The organism is Paenarthrobacter sp. NCHU4564, from assembly GCF_052156435.1.
GTDB lineage: Bacteria > Actinomycetota > Actinomycetes > Actinomycetales > Micrococcaceae > Arthrobacter.
Map to the genome: position 1 here is coordinate 270,338 of NZ_JBQLIS010000004.1, position 23,845 is coordinate 294,182.

The 23,845-nt window shown below is 64.2% G+C and carries 23 protein-coding genes; 10 read left to right on the forward strand and 13 right to left on the reverse strand.

The annotated features are described in order from the left end of the window. Positions 1-30 precede the first annotated feature (30 nt). From purL to purS, 3 genes are read right to left on the reverse strand one after another with little or no spacing between them, the layout of a single operon-like run. Positions 31-2,340, reverse strand: coding sequence for a phosphoribosylformylglycinamidine synthase subunit PurL (gene purL / locus ACSVIE_RS06790; RefSeq protein ID WP_442423394.1), 2,310 nt, complete (start codon positions 2,338-2,340; stop codon positions 31-33). Beyond that, entirely contained in the window at positions 2,337-3,116 is a 780-nt protein-coding gene (gene purQ, locus ACSVIE_RS06795; RefSeq protein WP_426005828.1) for a phosphoribosylformylglycinamidine synthase subunit PurQ, read from the reverse strand. The genes purL and purQ overlap by 4 nt, the downstream gene beginning before the upstream one ends. Position 3,117: 1 nt before the next feature. Then, positions 3,118-3,369, reverse strand: a complete 252-nt coding sequence (purS, locus tag ACSVIE_RS06800) for a phosphoribosylformylglycinamidine synthase subunit PurS (RefSeq protein WP_011773385.1) — start codon at positions 3,367-3,369, stop codon at positions 3,118-3,120. A 239-nt stretch (positions 3,370-3,608) separates the two neighbouring features. Between purS and ACSVIE_RS06805 the strand changes: the two genes are divergently transcribed. Both ACSVIE_RS06805 and ACSVIE_RS06810 read left to right on the forward strand, forming a co-directional pair. Further along, the gene (locus ACSVIE_RS06805; protein WP_442423395.1) at positions 3,609-3,797 is read left to right on the forward strand and encodes a hypothetical protein; all 189 of its coding nucleotides are present in this window, start codon (positions 3,609-3,611) and stop codon (positions 3,795-3,797) included. Positions 3,798-3,920: 123 nt separating this feature from the next. Further along, positions 3,921-4,211, forward strand: a complete 291-nt coding sequence (locus ACSVIE_RS06810) for a DUF1540 domain-containing protein (protein ID WP_426005831.1) — start codon at positions 3,921-3,923, stop codon at positions 4,209-4,211. Positions 4,212-4,279: 68 nt separating this feature from the next. Here the strand turns inward: ACSVIE_RS06810 and ACSVIE_RS06815 are convergent, their stop codons facing one another. After that, entirely contained in the window at positions 4,280-5,227 is a 948-nt protein-coding gene (locus ACSVIE_RS06815) for a manganese catalase family protein (RefSeq protein ID WP_426005832.1), read from the reverse strand. Between the two features lie 108 nt (positions 5,228-5,335). After that, complete coding sequence (locus ACSVIE_RS06820) at positions 5,336-6,283, reverse strand: NAD(P)-dependent oxidoreductase (protein ID WP_442423396.1); 948 nt, start codon at positions 6,281-6,283, stop codon at positions 5,336-5,338. Between the two features lie 128 nt (positions 6,284-6,411). Between ACSVIE_RS06820 and ACSVIE_RS06825 the strand changes: the two genes are divergently transcribed. Together ACSVIE_RS06825 and ACSVIE_RS06830 are read left to right on the forward strand one after the other, a co-directional pair. After that, positions 6,412-9,414: an exo-alpha-sialidase gene (locus ACSVIE_RS06825; RefSeq protein WP_442423397.1), complete on the forward strand. Its 3,003-nt coding sequence runs from the start codon at positions 6,412-6,414 to the stop codon at positions 9,412-9,414. Positions 9,415-9,680: 266 nt separating this feature from the next. Next, entirely contained in the window at positions 9,681-12,851 is a 3,171-nt protein-coding gene (locus tag ACSVIE_RS06830) for a S8 family peptidase (RefSeq protein ID WP_442423398.1), read from the forward strand. Between the two features lie 80 nt (positions 12,852-12,931). Here ACSVIE_RS06830 and ACSVIE_RS06835 read toward each other — a convergent pair whose 3' ends face one another. Continuing rightward, complete coding sequence (locus ACSVIE_RS06835; RefSeq protein ID WP_442423399.1) at positions 12,932-13,798, reverse strand: helix-turn-helix transcriptional regulator; 867 nt, start codon at positions 13,796-13,798, stop codon at positions 12,932-12,934. Positions 13,799-14,049: 251 nt separating this feature from the next. Here ACSVIE_RS06835 and ACSVIE_RS06840 point away from each other — a divergent pair, with 251 nt between their 5' ends. Then, positions 14,050-15,438: an MFS transporter gene (locus ACSVIE_RS06840; RefSeq protein WP_442423409.1), complete on the forward strand. Its 1,389-nt coding sequence runs from the start codon at positions 14,050-14,052 to the stop codon at positions 15,436-15,438. A gap of 89 nt (positions 15,439-15,527) precedes the next feature. Here the strand turns inward: ACSVIE_RS06840 and ACSVIE_RS06845 are convergent, their stop codons facing one another. The 4 genes from ACSVIE_RS06845 to ACSVIE_RS06860 all read right to left on the reverse strand — a co-directional run bounded on the left by ACSVIE_RS06845 (position 15,528) and on the right by ACSVIE_RS06860 (position 18,053). After that, positions 15,528-15,917, reverse strand: a complete 390-nt coding sequence (locus tag ACSVIE_RS06845; RefSeq protein ID WP_442423400.1) for a serine protease inhibitor — start codon at positions 15,915-15,917, stop codon at positions 15,528-15,530. A 51-nt stretch (positions 15,918-15,968) separates the two neighbouring features. After that, entirely contained in the window at positions 15,969-16,853 is an 885-nt protein-coding gene (locus ACSVIE_RS06850) for a 3-methyladenine DNA glycosylase (RefSeq protein ID WP_426007477.1), read from the reverse strand. A 34-nt stretch (positions 16,854-16,887) separates the two neighbouring features. After that, a complete protein-coding gene (locus ACSVIE_RS06855; protein WP_442423401.1) occupies positions 16,888-17,490 on the reverse strand; it encodes an SSI family serine proteinase inhibitor in 603 nt (200 codons plus the stop codon). Positions 17,491-17,579: 89 nt separating this feature from the next. Then, entirely contained in the window at positions 17,580-18,053 is a 474-nt protein-coding gene (locus tag ACSVIE_RS06860) for a MarR family winged helix-turn-helix transcriptional regulator (RefSeq protein WP_426005840.1), read from the reverse strand. A gap of 88 nt (positions 18,054-18,141) precedes the next feature. Between ACSVIE_RS06860 and ACSVIE_RS06865 the strand changes: the two genes are divergently transcribed. Beyond that, complete coding sequence (locus tag ACSVIE_RS06865) at positions 18,142-18,366, forward strand: hypothetical protein (RefSeq protein ID WP_442423402.1); 225 nt, start codon at positions 18,142-18,144, stop codon at positions 18,364-18,366. Between the two features lie 186 nt (positions 18,367-18,552). Here ACSVIE_RS06865 and ACSVIE_RS06870 read toward each other — a convergent pair whose 3' ends face one another. Continuing rightward, complete coding sequence (locus ACSVIE_RS06870; RefSeq protein WP_442423403.1) at positions 18,553-19,992, reverse strand: SLC13 family permease; 1,440 nt, start codon at positions 19,990-19,992, stop codon at positions 18,553-18,555. Positions 19,993-20,004: 12 nt separating this feature from the next. Continuing rightward, on the reverse strand, positions 20,005-21,141 hold the full coding sequence (locus tag ACSVIE_RS06875; protein WP_442423404.1) for a PrpF domain-containing protein: 1,137 nt from the start codon (positions 21,139-21,141) through the stop codon (positions 20,005-20,007). Positions 21,142-21,381: 240 nt separating this feature from the next. On the opposite strand from ACSVIE_RS06875, the gene ACSVIE_RS06880 reads away from it, so the two are divergent. The 4 genes from ACSVIE_RS06880 (at position 21,382) to ACSVIE_RS06895 (ending at position 23,330) form a co-directional block, all read left to right on the forward strand. After that, positions 21,382-22,320 (forward strand): LysR family transcriptional regulator, encoded by a 939-nt coding sequence (locus tag ACSVIE_RS06880; RefSeq protein ID WP_442423405.1) that lies wholly within the window; start codon positions 21,382-21,384, stop codon positions 22,318-22,320. 113 nt (positions 22,321-22,433) lie between these two features. Further along, positions 22,434-22,664 (forward strand): hypothetical protein, encoded by a 231-nt coding sequence (locus tag ACSVIE_RS06885; protein WP_426005848.1) that lies wholly within the window; start codon positions 22,434-22,436, stop codon positions 22,662-22,664. A gap of 112 nt (positions 22,665-22,776) precedes the next feature. Next, positions 22,777-23,175 (forward strand): LapA family protein, encoded by a 399-nt coding sequence (locus tag ACSVIE_RS06890; protein ID WP_426005849.1) that lies wholly within the window; start codon positions 22,777-22,779, stop codon positions 23,173-23,175. After that, positions 23,172-23,330, forward strand: coding sequence for a hypothetical protein (locus ACSVIE_RS06895; RefSeq protein WP_442423406.1), 159 nt, complete (start codon positions 23,172-23,174; stop codon positions 23,328-23,330). Before ACSVIE_RS06890 ends, ACSVIE_RS06895 begins: the two co-directional genes overlap by 4 nt. A 104-nt stretch (positions 23,331-23,434) precedes the next feature. On the opposite strand, the gene ACSVIE_RS06900 is transcribed toward ACSVIE_RS06895, so the two are convergent. After that, a complete protein-coding gene (locus ACSVIE_RS06900) occupies positions 23,435-23,734 on the reverse strand; it encodes a DUF4193 domain-containing protein (protein WP_211713967.1) in 300 nt (99 codons plus the stop codon). Positions 23,735-23,845 lie beyond the last annotated feature (111 nt).

The following is a 23,845-nucleotide window of genomic DNA, read 5'->3' on the forward strand; positions in this document are numbered from 1 at the left end:
GTCAGTGCCGGGGGTTTCTGCTGACTGTTCCTAGCCGAAGTACTTCGGCAGGGTGCCTTCGTGGGCTTCACGGAGGGCGTCCAGAGACAGCTCGTCCACGCCGTTGATCTCCAGCTTCCCGCCGGCAGCGTCAACCACGCCGATCCGGAGGTGGGCGAAGCCGCGGGCGGTGCACATGTCCTTGAAACGGACTTCCTCGGAGCGCGGCACGGAGACGATTGCACGTGCCTGGGACTCGGAGAACAAGGCAGTGAACAGGTCCACGCCGTCGCGTTCCATGAGTTCCTCAAGCGCGATGCGGGCACCCACGCCGTAGCGCAGCGAAGACTCAACCAAAGCGGCAGCGAGGCCACCTTCGGAGAGGTCGTGCGCGGCGTCCACCATGCCGTCCCGGGAGGCGTTGATGAGGATCTCGCCCAGTTCACGCTCGGCGGCGAGGTCCACCTTCGGCGGCTGGCCACCGAGGTGTCCGCGGAGGTTGGACCACTCGGAACCATCCAGTTCAGCAGCCGTGGTGCCGAGCAGGTAGATGGCCTGGCCATCTTCGCGCCAGCCCGACGGCGTGCGGCGGGCGACGTCGTCGAGCTTGCCGAGGACTGCCACCACCGGGGAGGGGTGGATCGGCGTGGTGCCGGTCTGGTTGTACAGGGAGACGTTGCCGCCCGTGACCGGAACGCCAAGCTCCATGCAGGCGTCCGACAGGCCGCGAATGGCTTCGGCGAGCTGCCACATGACGTCCGGGTCCTCGGGGGAACCGAAGTTCAGGCAGTCGCTGACGGCCATGGGAACCGCACCGGAGGTGGCCACGTTGCGGTAGGCCTCGGCCAGCGCCAACTGTGCACCCTGGTACGGGTCCAGGTAGGTGTAGCGGCCGTTGGCGTCCGTGGCCAAGGCAACGCCCAGGCCTGTTTCTTCGTCAACGCGGACCACGCCGGCGTCGTCCGGGAACGCCATGGCAGTGTTGCCGCCAACGTAGCGGTCGTACTGCTTGGTGATCCAGGCCTTGCTGCACATGTTTGGGGAAGAGACCAGCTCGGTGACCGCTGCTGCCAACTCCGAGGGAGCGGACGGGCGGTTGGCATCCTCAACGGAGCCGGTGAAGGCGTTGGCCTGGACAGAATCCTGCCACTCCGGGCGGGCGAACGGGCGGTCGTAAACCGGGCCATCGTGCGCAACGGTGCGGGGATCGACGTCGACGATTACTTCGCCTTCCCAGGTGATGATGAGGCGGCCGGTGTCGGTCACTTCACCCAACCAGGAGTACTCCACGGCCCACTTGTCCATCACGGCCTCGAACGCTTCCACGTTCTCCGGCGTAACGATTGCCATCATGCGTTCCTGCGACTCGGACATGAGGATCTCGCCCGGGGTCAGCGTGGGGTCGCGCAGAAGAACGGAGGTCAGTTCAACCTGCATGCCGCCGTCACCGTTGGAGGCGAGCTCGGACGTTGCACAGGAAATACCGGCGGCACCGAGGTCCTGGATGCCTTCCACCAGGGAGCCCTTGAAGAGCTCGAGGCAGCACTCGATGAGCACCTTCTCGGCGAAGGGGTCGCCCACCTGGACGGCGGGACGCTTGGACGGCTTGGTGTCATCGAAGGACTCGGACGCGAGGACCGAGGCTCCGCCGATGCCGTCGCCGCCGGTGCGGGCACCGAAGAGGACCACCTTGTTGCCCTTGCCGGAAGCGTTGGCCAGGCGGATGTCCTCGTGGCGCATGACGCCCACGGCCAGTGCGTTGACCAGCGGGTTGCCCTGGTAGACGGAGTCGAAGACCATCTCGCCGCCGATGTTCGGCAGGCCGAGGCAGTTGCCGTAGCCGCCGATGCCGGCAACGGCACCGTGCATGACGCGCGCGGTGTCCGGGTGGTCGATGGCGCCGAAACGCAGCGGGTCCATCACGGCAACCGGGCGGGCGCCCATGGAGATGATGTCGCGGACGATTCCGCCGATGCCGGTGGCGGCACCCTGGTACGGCTCCACGAACGAGGGCGAGTTGTGCGACTCGATCTTGAAGGTTACGGCCCAGCCGTCGCCGAGGTTGGTCACGCCGGCGTTCTCACCGATGCCAACCAGCATGTCCTTCTTCATCTCCGGGGTAACCTTCTCGCCGAACTGGCGGAGGTGGTTCTTGGAGGACTTGTACGAGCAGTGCTCGCTCCACATGACCGAGTACATGGCCAGTTCCGCGCCGGTGGGGCGGCGGCCCAGGACCTTGACGATCTCGTCGAATTCGTTCTGCTTCAAGCCCAGTTCGGCCCAGGGCAGTTCCGTGTCCGGGGTCTTGGCAGCGTGCTCAACGGTATCGATGTTGAACTTCTTGGTGGTCTCAGTGGTCACTTGTCGCCTCCCACAATCTTGGTCAAAACGGAGGTGAAGAAACCGAGGCCGTCAGTGTCCGAAGCTGCTCCATCGAGTGCTTCCGGACCGAAGCCGGCCTCAACGGCGTGCTCGGGGTGCGGCATGAGGCCCACCACGTTGCCCGCGGCGTTGGAGATGCCGGCGATGTCGCGGCGGGATCCGTTCGGGTTGAAGCCCACGTAGCGGAACACCACGCGGCCCTCTGCCTCCAGGGCATCGAGGGTCTTCTCGTCGGCGATGTATTGGCCGTCCTGGTTCTTCAGCGGCACAGTGATTTCCTGGCCCTGCTGGTAGTCCACCGTCCAGGCGGTGTTGGCGTTTTCCACCCGGAGCACCTGGTCGCGGCAGATGAACTTCAGGTGGTCGTTCTTGATCATGGAACCGGGCAGCAGGTGCGATTCGGTCAGGATCTGGAAGCCGTTGCAAATACCGAGGACCGGCAAAGGATTAGAGGATGCAGCACCTGTTGCAGCCTTAATGATCTTGGACATCAACGGTGCAAAGCGCGAAATGGCGCCGGCGCGCAGGTAGTCGCCGTAGGAGAAACCGCCGGGAATGATGACCGCGTCAACATCGCCCAGGTGGTCGTCAGCATGCCACAACGAAACCGCCGTGCCGCCTGCAAGCCGTACTGCCCGGGCGGCGTCGCGGTCGTCCAGGGTGCCGGGGAAGGTGACGACGCCGATTTTGGCGCCTGCCAAGCGGGGCTCTGCGGCGACGGCCACGGCCTCGCCAATCAGGGGGATTGAAGTCATCTCAGGCCTCGACGACCTCGACGTTGACAACGTCCTCGATCACCGGGTTGGAGAGCAGCGTCTCAGCAGCCTCGCGTGCCTGGGCCAGGATCGCATCGGTCACCTCGCCGTCGACGGTCAGTTCGAAGCGCTTGCCCTGGCGGACTGCGCTGAAGCTGTTGAAGCCGAGGCGGGGCAGTGCACCCACGATGGCCTTCCCCTGGGGGTCCAGAATCTCGGGCTTGGGCATGACGTCAACGACGATCCGGGGCATCCGGTAACTCCTGTGCGTGAGTTGGGTGAACCTTTAAACAAGGCTGCCGCGGAGGGGTGCCGTCTCACGCCGTTCAGCCGCGTTCGAACTGTGTCCTGAAAACGGTGTCCTGAAACGGTGTGGGGGCGCTCCGCGAGCTTGCACATCTATCCTACCGGGAGTAGCCCACATACCCTATTCAGCGCGATTCCGCGAGCAGCCCCCGCCGGTCCGGCCCAAAATGCCACTAGGATTGCCGCATGAGCGGGAAGCCGAAGTCGATGGTTCTGGGTGTGGTGGGCGCAGCGGTCTTTGCCGGGCTGGGGCGCATGGTGCTGCAGAAAATCCTGGCGGACAGGGCAGCCCGGGACCGCATGGTCACACCTCCCTTGGATGCGGAAACCCGCGCGAAAATCAGCGAAGCCCTGCGTGGAGCGCGTCGCAGGTAGTTTGGGGGGCGATTAGCACACGTACAAATGCGCTAATCGAACGGGTTAAACCGCGCAGATCCGGCGTACTTTGGGATTACACGCGGGGTTTAAGCACCCCCCAAGGCCCTACCAGGAGGAACAATGACCGACCACATTGCCGAAGTATCCGCCTGTAGTGTTGGCAGCTGCGGATTCAACCATGATGGCTGCACTGCATTCGGTATCACGATCGGCGGTACCCAGGACCATGCTGCCTGCGCCACGTTCATCGACACCACCCGGATGGGCGGACTGCCCAAGGTTCTCGCGCACGTTGGAGCCTGCCAGCGCTCTGAGTGCGTACACAACAACAACCTCATGTGCGAGGCCCACGATGTCAGGGTAGGACCCGGCGCCGAAGCCGCTGACTGCCTGACCTACGAGCACGCCTGACCGGCAAGCAACCAACGGACAAAAGAGCGGCACACCCACGGGGTGTGCCGCTCTTTTGCTGCTACCGGTTACTTCGCCTGCGCGGGACTGTCTGCATCCCTGAGCTCCTGCTCCGCGGTGGCCTGGATCAGTGCCAGGAGTTCCGGGTCCAGCCCGGGTGCGAACTCCTCCTTGCGCTCAGGCGACATGGTGATCGGGAAGCCGTCGGGCATGACATCCGTGGTCAGTTCGGTTCCGTCGTTGGATGGTGACGCGCCCCGGAACAGCTTGCCCGCCTCGCTCTGGTTATCGGCGCTGAACGTGTACTGGATGCTTTGCAGTCCCATGTCCAGCAACCTCTTCACCTCCGGGAACTGCTCTGCGTTGGTTTTGGGGATGGGCAGGACCTTGCCCCAGTTGACCCCCAGGCTTTCCAAGGCCTTGGCATAAGCGTTCTCGTGCGCTTGGTCGCGGACGATCAGGTACGCGATGGTGGAGCGGGCTGTTTTGTTGTCCGTCATCTCGTAGATCCGGCACTTCTGGAGCCGTCCCGTGGACTCCAGCATCAGGTTGTACAGCAGGTCAAGAACGAGGTTGCCGCTGTTGTAGACGTAGGAGCCGCTCCATGGGTTGCCGGCCGCGTCAACGGGAAGGGCGCCCTGGGCGCCCACCAGGTAGTGGTGGATGTTGCTGGTGTCCAGGGCGATGTTCAGCGGAGTGGCTCCCTTGGCACCGGGCTCGTCCACGGGGTCTGTCTTCTTGCCCTGATAGCGGGGTGAGCCGTCCAGGAGTTGCGAGATGGTGGTGCCGATCAGTTCGACATGGCTGATCTCTTCGGTTCCAATGCCCTGGAGCAGGTCCTTGTAGGGCTTGGATGCGGGGTCTCCGCGGAAGTTCATGCTCTGGAACAGGTATTGCATCATGGTGCGCATTTCGCCGAATTGCCCTCCAAGGCCTTCCTGGAGTGCGTTGGCTGCGGCGGGGTCCGGTTCGTCCGCCGCTATTTCATTGATGAGAAGCTGGGTGTGCAGGTACATGGCGTTTCCTCACGGTGTCTCATGCTCGTTGGGATGGAAACCCTCTGCTGGCCATCCCGGACCCGCCCACCATAAGCATGCTTACTATCTGCGTGCAATGCTAAGTGCCTAAAGCACCGGACCGGCCACCTGGTTGGTCAACTTCCGGCCTTCCTTGAGTGCGGCCACGTTGGCCAGGACCAGCGCGGATGAACCCTTGGGGCGGTTGCCGGCAACGTGGGGAGTGATGATCAGGTTTGGGGTGGCCCATAGCGGGGAGTGCGAAGGCAATGGTTCCGTCTTGGTGACGTCCAGCGCCGCCGCCCGGAGCCGGCCCTCCGCCAGGGCGGCCTGCAAGGCGTCCTCGTCCACGGTGGCGCCACGGCCTACGTTGACGAACACGGCAGTCCGGGGCAGGGCGGCCAGGATGTCCGCGTTCAGGGAATTTTCCGTCGCGGGGGTGGCCGGGAGGATCGAGATCAGCACATCCGTTGTTTTCAGGACGTCGGGAAGTGTCGGGGTGGCGACCACCGGGAAGCCATACCGCTCGCCGTCGGAATTCGCGACGCCGGTGACGCTGGCACCCAGCGCAGCCAAGAGGGGAGCGAGCCGCCCTGCGATGGAGCCGAACCCCCAAATGGTGACCCTGGCGCCGTCGAGCGTGTAAAGCTGTTCGGTTTCCGGTGCGGACTGCGCCACGTTGAAGTCGCGGTCCCACGTGGTGGACTTCTGCGCCTCCAGCAGCGTGTCCAGGCGCCGGATCGCGGCAAGCACCAACGCGAGGGTGTGCTCGGCCACCGGTCCGTCGTGCAGCGAGCGGCCGGACGTGATGGCCACGCTGCGGGCGAATCCCGCAGCAAGGACGGAATCCGGGCCGGCGGCCAGGGTCTGCACCAGGCGCAGCCGGGTCAGGCGCCGGGCCGCGTCGCGGAGGTTGTCGGCAGTGTTTTGCCAGACCACCAGGACGTCGGCGTCGGTGTGCTCGTCCGGAATCGACTGGTCAACCTGATAGGTCACCACCTCGTCCGTGATCGGGGAGAGGTCGAGGTGAATGGTGTGGGGGACGAGGATTTTCACGAAAAGCTCCATTGCTCCAGGGCGGCGGGTATGGTCACGACGCTACCCGCTGGATACCCCCGGGCGCCGCCCATGCGTCATCCCTAGCAATGTGACGACGAACACCTTATGGTTGTAGGACGTTCGACGTGGCACGTAACACCAATGCCCTCGTTGAACGACCCCGCCGTTTCGAAAGGACCCTGGATTTGAGATCCCCTGCACTTTCCTTCGCACGAATATCCGCTGCCGGCGCCTTGGCCGCCTGCTTGGTTGCCGGGCCAGGCCTGCCGGCCCAGGCGGCGCCCATTCCACCCAGCGATCCAACCCTGGCTCCGGGAAGCTTCAGCGAAACCAACCTGGCCGCCGACCGCACCGCCGCGAACTTTTTCTACCGCATCCCCGCACTGACCTACCTGGGCAACAATGTGGTGCTGGCGGCGTGGGACGGCCGCCCAGGCAGCGCTGCCGATGCCCCCAACCCCAACTCGATCGTGCAGCGCCGCAGTACCGACGGCGGGAAGACGTGGGGCCCCGTCCAGGTCATCGCCGCCGGACATATCGCGGACTCCAGCGGCCCGAAGTACGGCTACAGCGACCCTTCCTACATCTACGACGCAGAGGCCAACAAGGTCTTCGCGTTCTTTGTCTACTCCAAGGACCAGGGTTTCGGTGGCAGTCAGTTCGGTAACGACGACGCCGACAGGAACGTCATCTCTTCTGCCGTCATCGAGTCGTCGGACGGCGGCGTGACGTGGAGCCAACCGCGGCTGATCACCAGTGTCACCAAGCCTGGTACCAGCAAAACCAACCCCGTGGCAGGCGACGTGCGCTCCAACTTCGCCTCGTCGGGCGAAGGCATCCAGCTCAAATACGGCCCCTACAAGGGCCGGCTCATCCAGCAATTCGCCGGTGACGTCCGCCAGCCGGACGGAACCAATAAGATCCAGGCCTACAGCGTCTACTCCGATGACCACGGCGTGACCTGGAAGAAGGGCGCCAACGTGGGCGACCGCATGGATGAGAACAAGACCGTTGAACTCTCCGATGGTCGGGTGCTGCTCAACTCCCGGGACAACGCCAACCAGGGGTATCGCAAGGTGGCGGTTTCGACGGACGGGGGCGCCACGTATGGTCCGGTGACGCAGGATACCGAGTTGCCCGATCCCGCCAACAACGGCGCGATCGCCAGGATGTTCCCGAATGCTGCGCAGGGTTCGGCTGATGCGAAGAAGCTGATTTTCACCAACGCCAACTCCAGGACCGGCCGTGAAAACGTCTCGGCCCGCGTCTCCTGCGACGACGGCGCAACCTGGCCCGGCGTGCGCACCATTCGGGCGGGCTTCTCCGCGTACTCCACCGTGACCCGCCTGCAGGACGGCGCCTTCGGGGTGCTGTACGAGGGCAACTACACGGACAACATGCCCTTCGCCCAGTTCGATGATGCCTGGCTGAACTATGTCTGCGCACCGCTCACCGTCCCGGCCGTCACCACCGCGCCGGGAGCCACCCAGCAGGTGGCGGTGACGGTGACCAACCAGGAAGCCACCACCCTCAGCGGTGCCACCGCCACCGTCTACACGCCCACGGGTTGGTCGGCCACCACCGTCCCGGTGCCGGCCCTGGCTCCGGGCGCTTCGGCCACCGTCAATGTGGCACTCACCGCGCCGGCCAACGCCAGCGGCCCGCAGAACCTCAACGCCGCATTCACGACGGCGGACGGCCGGGTTTCGCAGTACACCTTCACGGCCACTGTGCCGGTCGCTCCGCAGGTGGGCCTGGCCATCAGCGGCAGCGCACCGGCCCGGGACGTGGCGGCCAGCCCCTACCAGGTGGGCGAGACAGTCAACTACACCTTCACCGTCAAGAGCACATCCAACGTCACGGCAAACTCCGTCCCGGTGTCGGGGACGTTCGATTCCGGGTTCCTCCCGCCGTCGGCGCCCAACTGCCGGTACAACAACCTGGCTGCCGGAGCCACCTATACGTGCTCCACGGCCAAGCACGTGGTCACGTCGGGTGACATCCAGCGCGGCTACTTCACGCCCGAAGCCGCCTTCAGCATCACCTCAAGCACGACGCCGGCCCTCACCAAAACGGTATCGTTCACGGGTGCTTCGGTCGCCTTGCGGGACGGGCTGGTCTTGGCCGACATCAGCGGGGCGCGCGCCGATGCAGGGCGTGACCTGGCAACGCAGCCCTATATGGCAGGTGACCTGGTCCCGTATGCCTTCACGGTGAAGAACACCGGCCCCCTCACTGAAAAGGTGGTCCCCACCGCCGGCAACTTCAACCCCTTCCTGCCGGACGGCCCTGGCAACTGCCGCTACCTGTCCCTGCCTGCCGGGCAGAGCTACCAGTGCTCCACGCCCCGCCACACCGTGACAGCGGAGGAAGCCGCGCAGGGTTTCTTCGTTCCGCTGACCAGCTGGGAGGTTGGCGCGGCGGGCCAGAGTGCCAGGAGCTACCAGATCAACGGGGGAGAGGTAGACCTCAAGGTCCGTGAACCCAAGGTGGAGGGCACAGTGACCGCCGAGTGGTCAGATGCCGACGGAGACAGGTATGCAAGCGCAGGTGATCCTGTGACTTACACGTACACCGTGGGCAACGCCGGCAATGTGGCCGTGGCAGGCGTGGAAGCGGCAGCGGCAGGGATCTCGGAACCGATCCTGGCAGCAGGGGATACTGTCACCTCCACGCGCGTCCACGTCCTGACTGAAGAGGACGTTGCCAAGGGTACGTTGCCTGCCGGGTCCTTCGATGTGAAGGCCAGCAACGGCTCCAAGGACGTTACGGCGTCCGTGGCGGGTGAGCCCCTTGAACTGGCTGTCCAGCCCGCGCAGCCGTCACGTGAGCCGGTCCTCACGGTGCAGGATTTTGAAGGCCAGGCAGCGCCGGTGGAATTCGCTACGGCGGATAAGTACCGCAACGGCCAAAAAGTGGTGCTTCAGGGGCTGGATTACGGCCAGTGGTACTACGTGTACCTGAATAAGACCAGCTATCGCCTGGGGTGGATCTTTCCCACCACGGACAACACCGTGGAGTTCATTCTTCCTTCCGATGTCAAGAACGGCCGCGACGACGTCGTGGTCCTGGACCAGCACGGCGTCCAGGTTTCCTTCGACCGCCTGCAGGTGACCCCGAAGGGCTGACCGGGCGGGGCCACACGGTCGGAAGGGGCGGTAACACCACGTGCCGGTGTTGCCGTCCCTTCCGCGCGCCTGCGTGTCGGAGGGTGGCCTTTGTGACAAGACAAATTTTCCAAAATGTGCAGTATGTCGAAATCCCCTCCCACTCTGTACTGTGTGACTCGGTTGGTTGCGTTTGATTGACAAGAACTGTCAAAAATGCAACCAACTTCAGTTGACGGGCTTTGGCGATGGCGCCCTGGCCCTCCCAGTGAAAGGTGCAATCACTCGTGAAATCACAAGGAAAGAGCTTCGTCAGAAGCGGGGGGCTTCGGAAGGCGGCGGCCGTGGCCGTGGGCTTGCCGTTGCTGCTCTCTTCCATGGCGTTGCCGGCCCAGGCCGCTCCTGCCCCGGAGACCGCGCCAGGGAATGTGGCAGGCGTGGCCAAGAAAAACCTCGACCCCAACGCCTACAAAGACGGCCGTTACATGGTTGTCCTGGCCGAAAAGCCCGCGGCCACCTACGACGGCGGGACTCCCGGCCTGGCGCCCACCAAGCCGGAAGAAGGCAAGAAGCTCGATGCCGGCAGTGCCGAGGTCAAGGAATACCAAGAGCACCTGCAGCGGCAGCAGCAGGACATTGCGCAGCAGGAAAACGTCACCATCCAACGTGATTTCACCACCGCCGTGAACGGTTTCAGTGCCAACCTCACGGCCGACCAGGCCATCAACCTGGCAAAGGATCCCAAGGTCCTCCTGGTGGCTCCCGACACCCAGTACGCGCCTGACTACTCCACCACGGATTTCCTGAAGCTCAGCGGACCCGACGGAACCTGGGCCACCCAGTACGGCGGCGTCGACAATGCCGGCAAGGGCACCGTGGTGGGTGTCATCGACACCGGCTACACCCCTTCCAATCCCTTCTTCGCCGGTGAACCGGTCGGCCCGCTCACGGGCAACCCCGAGGTAGGCGTTCCGTACCGCACCGACGATGGCAGGATCGCCATGCTGAAGGCCGACGGTGATACCTTCATCGGCGAATGCCAGCCCGGCACCGGTACGGGCGCCGACTACGACGGCAGCGCCTGCAACTCCAAGGTCCTCAGCACCCACTACTTCGCTGATGCCTTCCTCGAGACCGTGCCGAAAGAAAACCGCGCTCCCGAGGAACGTATTTCCCCCGTGGACGTGGACAGCCACGGCACGCACACGGCCAGCACCGCCGCCGGCAACGCCAACGTCGAGGCAACGGTGGATGGACGCAGCTTTGGCATCACCAGCGGAATCGCACCGGCCGCAAAACTCTCCATCTACAAGGTTTGCTGGGAAGACACCGATCCCTCCACGGGCGGCTGCTACGGTTCTGCCTCTGTTGATGCAATCGAACAGGCCATCCTGGACGGCGTGGATGTGCTGAACTACTCCATCTCCGGTTCGGCAACGTCCACCACTGATCCTGTATCCCTGGCATTCCTGTCGGCAGCCTCCGCGGGGATCTTCGTAGCCACTTCGGCCGGAAACTCCGGACCCACGGCCAGCACCGTCAACCACGGTGCACCCTGGCTGACCACCACCGCAGCAACCTCCTTCTCCCAGGAACTCCAGGGCACGGTTGAATTCTCCGATGGCAGCAAGTTCCGCGGAGCGAGCATCATGAACCGTGAGGTGACCGGTGCCGGCGTCGTACTTTCCACCGAGGCGGCCAGCGGCGAAGGCAGTGCTGCACTGTGCGCGCCCGGGTCCCTGGACCCCGCCAAGGTTGCCGGCAAGGTTGTTGTCTGCGACCGTGGCGTGGTGGACCGTACCGCCAAGAGCGCCGAGGTCCTGCGCGGCGGCGGTGTGGGCATGATCCTGGTGAACCTCACCGAATCGTCCCTGGACACGGACAAGCACGCCGTACCCACCGTGCACGTCAACCCGCCTGCCACCCAGGCCATCAAGGACAAGGTGGCTGCCAACCCGGCCATCACCGTCAACCTGCTGAACCGCGACACCACGGGCCTGCCCGCAGAGGCGCAGCCCCAGATCGCAGGGTTCTCCTCCCGTGGTCCGCTCCTGGCCACTGATTCCGACCTCCTGAAGCCGGATGTATCCGCACCGGGCGTGGCCGTGCTCGCAGGTGTGTCTCCCATTGGAACCGGCGGCGACAACTTCGGCTTCCTCTCCGGAACGTCCATGGCATCGCCTCACGTTGCCGGATTCGGCGCCCTGATCCTGGCCAAGAACCCGCAGTGGTCCCCGGCCACGGTGAAATCAGCCATGATGACCACCGCCGGACAGGTGAAGCTGGCCAACGGTCAGCCGAACAAGGATGTCTTCGCCACGGGCGCCGGCCAGGTTGATCCTGCCAAGGTGCTCAGCCCCGGCCTGGTCTACGACGCCTCCACGGAGGACTACCTCAAGTTCGTGCAGGGCACCGGCCTTGACCTGGGCATCGAGGGATTGGGATCCACCCAGCCGCGTGACATGAACGTGCCGTCCTTCGCCCTGGGCAACCTGGCCGGAAAGATCGAAGTCACCAGGACCGTGACCGCACTGACCCCGGGCATGTACCGCGCAACGGCCAACGTGCCGGGCGTGAACGTCAAGATCACCCCGTCGGTACTGAACTTCGGTGCGGCAGGGGAGAAGAAGACGTTCAAGGTGCAGTTCGAGAACAAGAGCGCCGCCCTGGGACAGTTCGCCATGGGATCGCTGACCTGGCAGGGCGCCAACAAGACCGTCACCTCGCCGATAGCGGTCCGTCCGCAGTCGGTGATTGCGGACAAGGCCCTCGCTTTCACCGGGACCGGGCCCAACGGTTCCGGTACCATCAACATCGTCGCCGGCACCAACCTGCCGGTCGGCGTGACGGTTGATGGTTTGTCCAAGGCGGACTCCTCCGCCGTCGAACTGGTGCCCGGTCCGTTTGCCGGGGAGACCAACGCTTCCAACTTCGTCAAGAAGGTGACTGTGGGCGAGGGCAGCGCGCTGGCCAAGTTCTCTGTGATCTCCTCGGAAGAAGCCGCGGACTTCGACATGCTGGTCCTGACACCTGCCGGGCAGCAGCTTCCGGCGGCTACGGCCTCGGCCAGTGAATCCGTGACCGTGCCCAACCCGGCGCCGGGAGACTACTACATCTTCGCCAACCTCTACGCCAGCCCCAACAACCAGCCCACCAAGGCCACGGTTGATGCGGCTGTCCTGGGGGCCAACGAGGGCAACGCCACCGTGACTCCGAATCCGATCAAGCTCCACAACGGCAAGAAGTCAACAATTGCCCTGAACTGGACCGGCCTGGAGCCGGGCTCCTACATCGGACGCCTGACCTTTGCCGGGACCAGCCAGCCGACCTTCGTGACCGTAGTGGTCAGCCCGGGCGGAGCCGCTGTGGTTCCCGACCAGGAAGATCCCGCCAAGGACAAGAAAGGCCATGGCAAGATCCGCGGTGACGAACCGAGCCAGGAGAACAACGCCGGCTAAACCCCGGTTCCCCTGAAGAACAGCAGTGGCCGGCGGAGACCCCGCCGGCCACTGCTGCGTCCATGGGAGCGCCGCGTGCGTCACGTCACGGGGACCATATGGCCGGCATCGCAGGAAATCAGCAGCTGCAGCGCTTCGGCTGCGGGCGTGCCGGGATCGGCCGCGTACATCAGAACACGGTGCCCGGAGTCATCGGGCAAGGCCAGGACCTCGAAGTGGAGTTCGATATCGCCGACCTCGGGATGATGCATGTACTTCACCCCTGACATGCAGTTATCCACCGGATGCCGTGCCCAAAGGGCGGCGAATTCGTGACTGTTCAGCGTTAACTCTCCAACCAGTGCGGCGAGCTCAGGATCACCGGTGGATCGGCCCGCGACGAGCCGCAAGGACGACACCGCCCGGGCCGCCTCTTCCTGCCACCGGCTGTAAAGCTCACGGGTGTGGTGATCGAGGAACAACAGCCGCGTCAGGTTGGGCCTGGTTGAAGGTTTCCGAGGTGCTGCGAAATCCAAATGGCCGGCCACGAGCCTGTGGCCCATCCGGTTCCATGCAAGGACTTCGCTGCGGCGTCCCAGGACCACGGCGGGTGTACCGGCCATCGACTCGATGAGGCGAAGTGTGCCCGGGCGGACCTTGTCAGCCCTGTTCAAGGTCCTCCTTGTGATGGTTCCCGGACGTGCGAGGTTGAAAAGGTGCGCACGCTCGACGGTGGTCAGGTTCAGGGCCCGGGCGATGGCGTCGATAACGGCCTCGGAGGCGTTGTTGCTGAGTCCCTGCTCCAGCCGCGTGTAGTAGGCGCTGCTGACGCCGGCGAGCATGGCCAGCTCTTCCCTGCGCAGGCCAGGTACGCGACGGATCCCGTAGTTGAGCAGGCCGACGTCCTCTGGCTGTAGGGCAGCTCTTCGGACGCGAAGGAACTCCCCAAGTTCACTTGGATTACTCATGCGCCCCATTCTGCCGGTCCTTCGCTGCCCTGTCCTGTCACTGCCAGTGGTAGGCAGAAGGGGGTGTGGTTGATGCCGTGGGATTGGATGAACGTGGAGTTGTGAAGATGCCGTCCACGGGCGGCTGTACCTCCAAAAGAAGGACCTTTCCCATGACAACGCAACCCGATGTCAGCACGGACCCCGGTGTTCCACCCTTGACTGAAGAAGTCCGGACGCCCGCCCAGCCAGCGGCCCAGGCTCCGGCGCGGATGAACGGCCGTCAAAGGCTGGCACTCATTGTCCTGCTGACGGCGGGCTTTACCTTGGCCGTCGACTTTTCCATCCTCAACGTTGCCCTTCCCGCCATCGGCGCCGACGTTGGATTCAGCCTGGAGAACCTGCAGTGGATCGCCACGGCATTCGCCCTGTGCGCCGCCGGGTTGACGCTCCTGTTTGGCCGCGTGGCAGACATTGCGGGGCGTCGCAGGATGTTCATCATCGGCATGGCTTTGCTGGGAGCTGCCTCGCTGGCCGGCGGCCTGGCTGCCGATCCCGCACTGCTGTTGATAGCCCGCGTTGGCCAAGGCATTGCGACGGCCGTAGTCGTCCCGGCTGCGCTGTCCTTGCTCCTGGCCTCGTTTCCCGAAGGTCCGCTGCGGGACAAGGCATTGGGGCTCAACGGTTCCCTGATGGCCGCAGGCTTTACAACCGGAGCCATCCTTGGCGGGCTCCTGACTGACCTGCTCAGCTGGCGCTGGGCCTTCTTCATCAACGTCCCGGTCGCCGTCGCGGTTCTCATCATCGCCCCGATCGTGCTCGGTGAGAGCAAGCCTGCTACCAAACTGAAGCTCGACGTCCCCGGAGCCATCACGGTGACCCTGGGCCTTCTGGCGCTCGTCTTTGGCTTGACCAACGCTGCCGAGCATTCTTGGACCGATCCGCTGACTTTGGGTTCGCTCGCCGCAGCCGTGGTGCTGTTCGTGGCCTTCGTGGCGGTGGAACGCAAGGCGTCGTCCCCGTTGGTTCCCCTGGACATCCTGAAGCGCTCCACAGTCGCCTGGGGAAACATCGCCGGCATTCTTGCCTTCGTCACCGAGACGTCCTTGGTATTCCTGCTGACCCTGTATCTGCAGCAAGTGCTCGGGTACACCCCGCTTGGCGCCGGCCTTGCCTTCGCGGTCCTGGGCCTCGGAACAGTGCTCGGTGGAGTTCTTGGCCCCAAGGTCACCGGAAAGATCGGCAACAAGAAGGCCATTGTTTACGGATTCATCGTCCAAGCCATCGCCACTGGCGCGCTTGTGCTGCTCAGCGACCACCCGGCGTCGATTGCGCTGCTTCTGGTTGCCACGTTCATCGGTGGCGTGGCGAACCTCGTCGTGATTGTCGGTTTCATGGTCACCGCCACCTCGGGCTTGCCTGACGGAGAGCAGGGCCTGGCTACGGGGTTGGCAACAATGAGCCAGCAGATCGGCATCACCATGGGTATCCCGATCATGAGCGCAATCTTCACGGCACAGATTCTGACCAGCGGAAACAATGCCCCTCCGGCTGTCCTCAGCGGAGTCACAACGGCCATCTGGGTGAACGCAGTGCTGTGCCTGGCCACAGCCGTTGTAGTGGCCCTGTTCCTCCGCCGGCCGGCCAAGGCAGCCAGCTGACTTCCCCTGGGGCCGGCCCCGATTGAACAAGCCCGGCCAGTCCGTCGAAGTCATCAACGGACCGGCCGGGACTGTTTGCGCCGGAAATTTCACACGTTGCCCGTGGAGCCTCCGATGCTGCCCAGAAGTGGCGCCAGGCTCTTCCAACGCGCGATCTCGCAGCCGTCGGTGCGGCTGAATCGGCTGGTGACCTGCCGTCCGCGGAACACTCCCTGGACCACAGCCACTTGCGGTCCGCCGTATTGCTGGGTGCAGATCCGGTCCGGACGGGGCACAGGAAAGAAGGCTTCCTCGCCGAACTGCTCGACGGCGGCAAGCGCCGCATGCGCGTCCGGCAAGTTGGATTCCAGCGACCCTTCGTCCGGGGAGAGGACGCCGTCAACGGACCGGAGGCGGAACATCCTCGGCTCGGCGCCAGGTGCGTCTGTGAGCGTAACCGTCAGGTCGACGTCGTACGGGCTGTTCTGCGGTGAATCCATGGTGACCTTTCGCTGGTGGCGGCGGGTGCTCCGGCGGGACAGCCGGGCATGTCACCCGGACTGCAGGCCCTCCAACAGCGGCCCTACCGCCTGGAGCACGCGGGTCCGCAGAACCTGGGATTCGGCTGCGAAAGCCCGCTGGTATTCAACGTACTCGGCCTTGCCCTGCGGTGTCTCGATCCTGATCGGCGGGTAGCCCCATTCCGCAAGATCGTAGGGGGACGCCTGCATATCCATGGTCCGGATCCGCCACGACAGCTCGAAGCAATCCATCACGAGTTCACTGGGAAGCGCGGGCGCCAGTTTGTAGGCCCACTTGTACAGGTCCATGTTGGCGTGCAGGCAACCCGGCTGCTCCATGGCCCGCTGGTTCTCCCGGGTGGGCGTGAGCTCGTTCCGGGGTATGGCGTCCGGTGTGTAGAAACGGAAGGCATCGAAATGGGTGCAGCGTATGCGGTTCCGTTCCACCACTTCATCCGTCCCTTGACCGCCCAGTCGCAACGTCAGGTACTCGTGGCGGAGGTCGAATTTGTCCTGCCGGTACACCATGGCCCATTCATGCAGCCCGAAGCAGCCAAACTGTGCCGGCCGCATCGCCGTACCCTTCAGGATGATCCCGGCGAAGCGGACAGCTTCCGCCCGCTGGTCCAGGAACGATTCGCGGTGGAAGGTGACCGCAGGCGTCCCGGGCGCCAATCCCGCAGCGGCAAGCTGGCCGTCGTCGAGCCTTTGATAAAACTTCCAGTCCGCCCGCTCCAAGGCGCGCTCCCCACTGAGCACCACGCCGTCGCCCGGATGCCAACGCAGCAGCTGGCCGGGCTTCTGCGTGTAGTACGTGAAAAGGAAGTCCTCCACGGGATGCTTCTTCCCCGCGGAGCGGCGGGCCAGGTAGGGATCAGCGTACCGGGCGACGCGTGCGTGATGGGCAGCCTCCATACCAAGCCATAGGTCCTGGGGGAGGTGCTGCAGGCTAAGCTGCCCCACCGCTGGAACCGAGGATGCCGGCGGCAGCGTCCCACAGGGCGATCTGGCAACCGTCCGTGCGGCTGAAACGGGCCGTCACTTCCGTGCCGTCAACGGCACCCGTCACCGTGGCCGTTTGCGGGCCGCCGAACTGCTGCGTGCAGGCCTGGTCTGTGGGCGTGGGCGGGATCAGCAGGCCCGGGTTGTCCTCAAGCGCTGCGCAGGCAGCGGCAGCGGTGGGGTGGTTGCTTTCCGCGGCCGGCGTTCCCCCTTGGCACACCAGGGTGTAGTTCCGGGGTGCTGCCTCCGGGGAGTCCAGAACCGTGATGGACAGCTCGGCATTGCCCTGCCCGGGAACCGGGTTGGGGCCTGGGAGGCTCGGGTTGGGCCCGGTGTCCCCCGGACCGAGAGTGGTGGGCACCTGCGTAGGGGTGCTGGTGCTTGACCCGCCAGGCGTCGGGGCAGCAGTGCTGGACGACGACGCCGGAGCAGACGTTGCGCTGCCGGACCCGCCTGGCGCCGGGGTGCCCGTGCACGCAGCCAGTCCGGTGGCCGACAGGCCTGCCAGGGCCAGGACCGCCAGCGCGGAACGTACGGATCGCAGACGCATCGAATCTCCTTGGTTCACGTCCATTTTACGCTGCCGGTCCGCCGGTCCGCCTTGTCAGCTGCAGGGAACACCAACCCCCGGAATGGCGCCTAGGAGCCCGTGGCATTCCGCTGGGTCGCCGCGATCAGGCCGGTCATGGCCTGGTGGAGCTCTGCGACTTCTTCGCGACTGAGCTGCAGGCGCTCGCGGATGGCGCCGGGTACCTCCGTGGCCTGCCGGCGGAGCGCTGCTCCCTTGTCCGTGAGCTTGATGGCGAGGGCGCGTTCGTTGCCCGGGACGCGCTCGCGGGTTACCAGTTCGGCTTCCTCCAGGCGGCGGAGCAACGGGGAAAGCGTGGCGGGCTCGTGCAGCAGGGCGTCGCTGATGTCTTTCAGCGTCCTGGGGCTCCGCTCCCACAGGGCGAGCATCACCAGGTATTGCGGGTGGGTCAGTCCCAGGTGCTCGAGGACTGGCTTGTACACGCCCACCACGGTGCGCGAAGCAACCGTCAGGGCAAAGCACAACTGGCGTTCGAGCAGCAGGTCGTCATCGGTGTCCTGGGTACTCTCGCTGGTAAGGGTCATCGATGCCTCCTGCTGATCGATTAGTTAGTGTACTAACTATTAGCGTACTATGAAGGTACTGAACCGTCGAAAAGAGGAGTCGATCCGGGTGGCAAAGGAATCCTTCGCCCAGAAGTTCATGCGCGCAACGGGGAAGCTGCGGGTCATTTTTGGACCGGCGCACAGCAGCTCGATCGACCATGAAATGACCGAGGACAACCGCCGGCTCCTTGCCCAGCGCCAGGCAGAGACCCAGCAGTGGGAAACCATCCGCCGCCCCGACGGCAGCACCTATGTGGTTCCCCGCAACCCGGACGACAAGTCGCTGCGGTAGCCGCGGCTGGATGGATCGGGCCGGGGTCGGATACAACTGCAAGCGAAAGGCAGGGCGCGGGATGCGCCCTGCCTTTGCTGTATACGGTGCCCTGCGCCCGTATTTCGGGTGTCCTGTTGCGATGGAGTGCAGGGCGTTCCGTGTCTGCCGGCCATGAGGTCCGGCACGCGGTGGGTAGCCGGGGAGCTACATGATCCCGGTGGGTACCAGGAGCAGCCACGCCAGGGCGGGGGCAACCAGCACCACTCCACCGGCGTAAACCATGAGCTGTCGGTAGACGCGCTGGCGGTCATGCTCCCGGGCGTTGGCCACTACCAGGGCGCCATCGGTGGAGAACGGGGAGACATCCACCACGGTGGCGGCAATGGCCAGGGCGGCAACGGTTCCCGAAGCGCTCAGTGAGCTGGTGGCCAGCAGGGGACCCGCCATGGGGATGAAGGCCGTCAGCAGTGCCGTCGAGGAAGCAAAGGCGGAGCCGACGCCGATCACGTAGCACAGGACCAGGGCGATCAGCAGTGGTGCGCCCAAAGCCAGGGCCTGCTCAGCCAGGGTATCGATAACGCCTACGTGCTGGAGCAGCGAAACGTAGGTGATCATGCCGGCCACCAGGAGGACGGTGGACCAGGAAACGCCGCCAATGAAGGTCTTGTGCTCCTTGATGTTGACCAGTGCCAGGAGGAGGCCCGCCGACAGCGCCACGAAGCCGATGGGCAGGTGGAAACCGAGCGTGCAGACGAGGATGGCCAGGATCAGTGCCAGGGTGAGGAGTTGCTGGCCGTTGGGACGGCCTGCCCTCGGCGTTTCCATGCCGTCGTACTCGTTGGCGTGCTTGTCGCGGAGCTTGCCCATGAGGGCGAACAGCACCAGGGTCAGTGCGGACAGGATGAAGTTCAGGGCAAAGCTGGCTGAGAACAATGCCCCCTGGGAGATGGGGAAGCCGTTCTTCAGGGCGATGTCATGGACCAAGACCCCTGCTACTGAAAGGGGCGAGAAACCTCCGGCGTGCGCGCCATTGATCAGGAAGGCGCCCATAAGGACCGGATGGATGCGCGATTCATACGCAAGGCCCAGCGCTGCGGGGGCCAGCAAAGCCACAGCCGCAGGGGAGAAGGTTCCCAAAGCCGTCAGCGCCGCCGCCATGAGGAAGAACACCCAGGGCATCAGCAGTGTCTTGCCCCGTACCATCCGCACGCAGGACTGGACGATGATGTCGATCGACCCGTTCCTCTGCGCCATGCTGAAGAAGTAGGTCACGCCGATGATCGTCAGGACGATGCTGGCCGGGAAGTCTGCCAGGATCTCCTTGTCGTTCATACCGAGCATGAAGTAACCGACTCCAAAGGAGGCCACCAGGCCCATCACGCCGATGTTGAGCGGCCACTTGGTGGCAACCACGAACATCACCACGAGGATAACGAGCGGGATGATCTGGGTGGGGGTCATGGTCGGCTCCGATTCCGCGGCGGCCGAAGGGTCGAAAAGGACACCTCCAAACAGGAGGGCGACCAGACCCAGGGCGGTGATCGCGGCTGCCGTCACCAGCAGGATACGACGACGGCGGTTCGGTCGCCTGGAGCGGTCACCGGAAGCGGTGGCGGGGGCTGGTTTTACTGCGGTTTTAGTCATGATGCTCTCTCTTCATTGAGTAGCGCCGGCAAAGGAGGGTTCGACCATGCTGTCGATGACCTCCGGGAGGTGGATGGTGGTGGTGGCGATGGTGCGGGCTGTGCGGTCTACGCCCACCAGCAGGGATCCGTTCCGTTCCTCGCTCCACGTTTCGATGACCCCGGCCGGCGTCCGCAGCCGGAGGGTTGGCTGGGTTGCAGGCCCTGTGATGGCGTTGAGGATGGTGCCATCCGTGCGGGCGGCGAGGGTCAACGCGATGCTTCCGGTGATCGCCAGGGCCGGATGGGGCTTGCCCATGGACAGCATCATGGCGTTGACGTCGCTGGCCATTGCCGGGTCATCGAGGGAACTGCCCGGGGACGGCTGCCCCACGATTGCGACCTTGGGAACGGCGCGGGCTGCTTCACCTGGTGAAGTTGCAAGCCCCATGCGGACAGCCGCGCCACGACGGATCTCTTCAAGGGTGGGCAGGAATGGTTGCACATCAGTGGACCAGTTATCGTAGCGATCCGGAACGAGGCCCAAGTCCTCGGCCCGGAGTATGACCACCGGAGCCCCGGCGTCGACCATGGTGACGGTCAAGCGGGTTCCGCCAGCCTCGACCAGGTCCGTTGCCGAACCCGATGGCAGCAACGTGCCCGTCGTCTTGCCCGCCGGATCCTGGAACCCCAACCCCACCTGGTATCCCGGGAAGGGGACCCCGGGCATCACTGCCTGGGGAAGGATGGGCAGCGCTCCCGCGGGGGTTGCCACGCGCTGGATAATGATCTGGCCTGTATTCGTGTTGCGCGTGACGATCCGGGTGATGTCCCCGTGGGGCACCACCCAGCCCTTACCGATGGCATACAGGCCCACAACGGCTGAACAGTTGCCGCAGTTGCTGCCCCAATCCACGACGGCTTCTTCGATTCCCACCTGCGCAAAGGTGAATTCGACATCAACGTCTCCGTCGTCAGGCCGGTTGAGGATCATTGCTTTGCTGGTGGTTGAGCTGGCCCCGCCCACACCATCGATCTGCCGATGGTCGGGGCTGCCAAAAAGCCGGGGCAGCAGGATATCCGGGCTGGTCCGGGTCTCTTCCAGGCGTGATGTTTCGAAGACCCAGCACTTGCTGGTCCCGCCCCGCATCCATTCCGCTTCGATCTGCATGATCTGTTCCTCGCTTTCCGTCGCCCTCAAAATTTCTTGGGCTTGATTCGAGATTGAGCCAGATCACAATTGAAGACAATGTTGGATATGTGAGGGAGGATGTAGAGGTTCTTAAGTCAATGCTGCTTATGGCATGCAGGGTGGCTAGTGGGAGGTGTCTGGACCTTCCGCGGACACCGTTGGTCTGCGGATCAGGCCCAGCCATCAGCAGTTGAAGCTTTCGTGTGGAAGAGTGAAGTGATGCTAAACGATGAGATGCGGGAATTATTCGATATTCGACGGCTGGCGCTGCTGGTAGAGGTCGTCGAACAGGGATCCATCACCGCGGCGGCCGACATTCTGATGTACACCCCGTCCGCCGTGTCCCAGCAACTGAGGAAGCTGGAGCAGGAAGTCGGGCAGCCGCTGTTCAACCGGCGCTCACGGGGGGTAGTTCCCACTGAGGCCGGCCAGGTCCTGGCGGGCCATGCCCGGAGGATCGTCGGTCAGATGCGGGCAGCCCACAGCGATCTGGAGCAGATTGCAGGCCTCAAGAGGGGATCGTTGACGGTGGGCACCTTTCCCACCCTCGCCGGTTCATTCCTGCCGTTGGTCATCCGCGCGTTCAAGAAGAGGTATCCGGCCATCGGACTGTCATTGCGCAGTGCGCGGTTCGACGAACTGGTGGAGGACCTGCAGTCGGGCGTCACCGGGCTGTGCTTGTTGTGGGACTATCCCTGGAACCGCTTCCATGACGATTCAATCAGGGTCACGGAAGTCTTTCAGGAAAGCACCGTGATCCTCGTCTCCCGCACCCACCCCCTTGCCGGGCGCGGGGAAGTCCGCATGGAGGAACTCAGCAAGGAGTCGTGGATTGTCAGGGCAGAGGCGCACCCTGTGGTGGAAGTGCTCCGGCGGTCTGCCCAGGCGGCGGGGTTTGAACCCTCCATTGGCTTCCTGGCGAACGACTACCAGGAGGCGCAGGCCATGGTGAGCGTCGGCATGGGTGTTGCCATGGTTCCCAAGACGGCCATGGCCCTGCAACATCCGGACGTCAGAACCATCAGCCTTGGTTCCGCGGCGCCGCTCAGGAGGGTGCTCCTCGCCCAGCGCCAGGACAAGGTGTACGCGCCCGCGGAAGTGGCCTTCCATTCCACGCTCCTGGAAATTGCCCGCGAGAGGGCAGCAGACTACCTGTAGCCGCCGGTGCCGTCCGGTGCCTTTTCCCCGTCCCGGGCGTAAAATTTCATCACTGGGCCGGTTGTCACGCCCAGCCGTTTCTTTCCTACTCCTGGCGAGAGGAGGTGGAGAATATGGGACGCAGGTTGGAAGGCTTCCAGCACGCAACCGAGCGGTTTCAGATGGTCTTTGGCCCCGCAGCGCGCGGAGATACGGACAGCCCCGTGGTGCATAAGCACGATGAATTCGAGACTGCTTCCGAGGCTGATCTGAAGACCTTCGATATCGAGACCGATTCCGAGGGGCACCACTACGCAGTGCGGAACAACGATCCCGGCCCGACCACGACGGATTATGCCATCTAGCCCGGAGTGCCACGGAAAGGCGAAGAACTCAGCCCGCCGGATCCCTGTGAGTCTACTAATCAGCATGCTTATCATGTGAGTGCACGGATAATCCGCGACCAAGGGGGCCTTGATGAGTTTCCAGGATGATGCTGCAACAACCCACGGACAGCCGGTGACACCCGGACGACCCGTTGATCAACGGCGCGTGGATCCCACCGGGCCGGCCTATCCGGAGCAAACACGGGCCCCGGAGAGCAGTCGGCCCACCAGGACCGCGGCAGTGTGGGTGGCGGTGGCTGTGGGCTTGGCGGTGCTCGTGCTCCTGATCGTCTTCTTTGTGCAGAACCAGGACATGGTGACGGTGAGGTTCTTCGGACTGGAAGGGTCCTTGGCCCTCGGAACAACCCTGTTCATTGCTGCCGTGGGCGGCGGTGTGCTGGTGGCCCTTGCCGGGGGTGCCAGGATTCTGCAGTTGAGGATCAACAACCACCGGCGGCGGGCAGCCATGGGACCAAGGGCCGGACAGTGAGCGGGGATCCCGGGAAGACCGCCCCTGACCTCGGCGCGGGTGCCGAGCGGGACAAGGGGACGCCGGGACTGCTCGGTGATGCGCTGTCGCCCGTGGTTGCTCCCGAGGAGACGGATGAGGAAAAGCTCACCGAGCCGGACTCGGAAGAACACTGATTAACTGCGGAAGGGACCGGAGCATGTGCTCCGGTCCCTTCCGCAATTAAGACCCGACGGCGGCACTCCCTGACGACGATCAGACCGCCCGGGTGGTGGTTGTCTTAGCCTTCGCAGTCAGTGCAGTAGGCGACGCCATCCTTCTCGCGGGCGATCTGCGAGCGGTGGCGGACCAGGAAGCAGGAGTTGCACGTGAACTCATCGCTTGCCTGGGGAATGACCTGGATGACGAGCTCTTCAGCGACGATTTCGCCGCCCGGGCCGTTGGCGTCAAGGCCATCGGTTTCATCGAGTTCCAGCACGACGCTCTTTGCCGTCGGGGCGCTGGCGGACTGCAGTGCCTGGAGGGACTGCTCCTGGTTTTCTTTGACGTCTGTACGGAGTTCGTCGTAATCGGCTGCCACTTGTTTATTTGCCTCTTCAGATAGGGGAGTTACGGCTATGCAACGTACAGCATGCCATGAAAATTCCATACCATACCGTAAAGAGGCCTCATGTGGTGAAAACCACGGTGA

Excerpts from the sequence above, each read along its gene's own strand:
- purQ (WP_426005828.1), bottom strand. The coding sequence starts at position 3,116 with ATGACTTCAATCCCCCTGATTGGCGAGGCCGTGGCCGTCGCCGCAGAG.
- purS (WP_011773385.1), bottom strand. The coding sequence starts at position 3,369 with ATGCCCCGGATCGTCGTTGACGTCATGCCCAAGCCCGAGATTCTGGAC.
- ACSVIE_RS06805 (WP_442423395.1), top strand. The coding sequence starts at position 3,609 with ATGAGCGGGAAGCCGAAGTCGATGGTTCTGGGTGTGGTGGGCGCAGCG.
- ACSVIE_RS06810 (WP_426005831.1), top strand. The coding sequence starts at position 3,921 with ATGACCGACCACATTGCCGAAGTATCCGCCTGTAGTGTTGGCAGCTGC.
- ACSVIE_RS06815 (WP_426005832.1), bottom strand. The coding sequence starts at position 5,227 with ATGTACCTGCACACCCAGCTTCTCATCAATGAAATAGCGGCGGACGAA.
- ACSVIE_RS06835 (WP_442423399.1), bottom strand. The coding sequence starts at position 13,798 with ATGAGTAATCCAAGTGAACTTGGGGAGTTCCTTCGCGTCCGAAGAGCT.
- ACSVIE_RS06840 (WP_442423409.1), top strand. The coding sequence starts at position 14,050 with ATGAACGGCCGTCAAAGGCTGGCACTCATTGTCCTGCTGACGGCGGGC.
- ACSVIE_RS06845 (WP_442423400.1), bottom strand. The coding sequence starts at position 15,917 with ATGGATTCACCGCAGAACAGCCCGTACGACGTCGACCTGACGGTTACG.
- ACSVIE_RS06850 (WP_426007477.1), bottom strand. The coding sequence starts at position 16,853 with ATGGAGGCTGCCCATCACGCACGCGTCGCCCGGTACGCTGATCCCTAC.
- ACSVIE_RS06855 (WP_442423401.1), bottom strand. The coding sequence starts at position 17,490 with ATGCGTCTGCGATCCGTACGTTCCGCGCTGGCGGTCCTGGCCCTGGCA.
- ACSVIE_RS06860 (WP_426005840.1), bottom strand. The coding sequence starts at position 18,053 with ATGACCCTTACCAGCGAGAGTACCCAGGACACCGATGACGACCTGCTG.
- ACSVIE_RS06870 (WP_442423403.1), bottom strand. The coding sequence starts at position 19,992 with ATGACTAAAACCGCAGTAAAACCAGCCCCCGCCACCGCTTCCGGTGAC.
- ACSVIE_RS06875 (WP_442423404.1), bottom strand. The coding sequence starts at position 21,141 with ATGCAGATCGAAGCGGAATGGATGCGGGGCGGGACCAGCAAGTGCTGG.
- ACSVIE_RS06880 (WP_442423405.1), top strand. The coding sequence starts at position 21,382 with ATGCTAAACGATGAGATGCGGGAATTATTCGATATTCGACGGCTGGCG.
- ACSVIE_RS06885 (WP_426005848.1), top strand. The coding sequence starts at position 22,434 with ATGGGACGCAGGTTGGAAGGCTTCCAGCACGCAACCGAGCGGTTTCAG.
- ACSVIE_RS06890 (WP_426005849.1), top strand. The coding sequence starts at position 22,777 with ATGAGTTTCCAGGATGATGCTGCAACAACCCACGGACAGCCGGTGACA.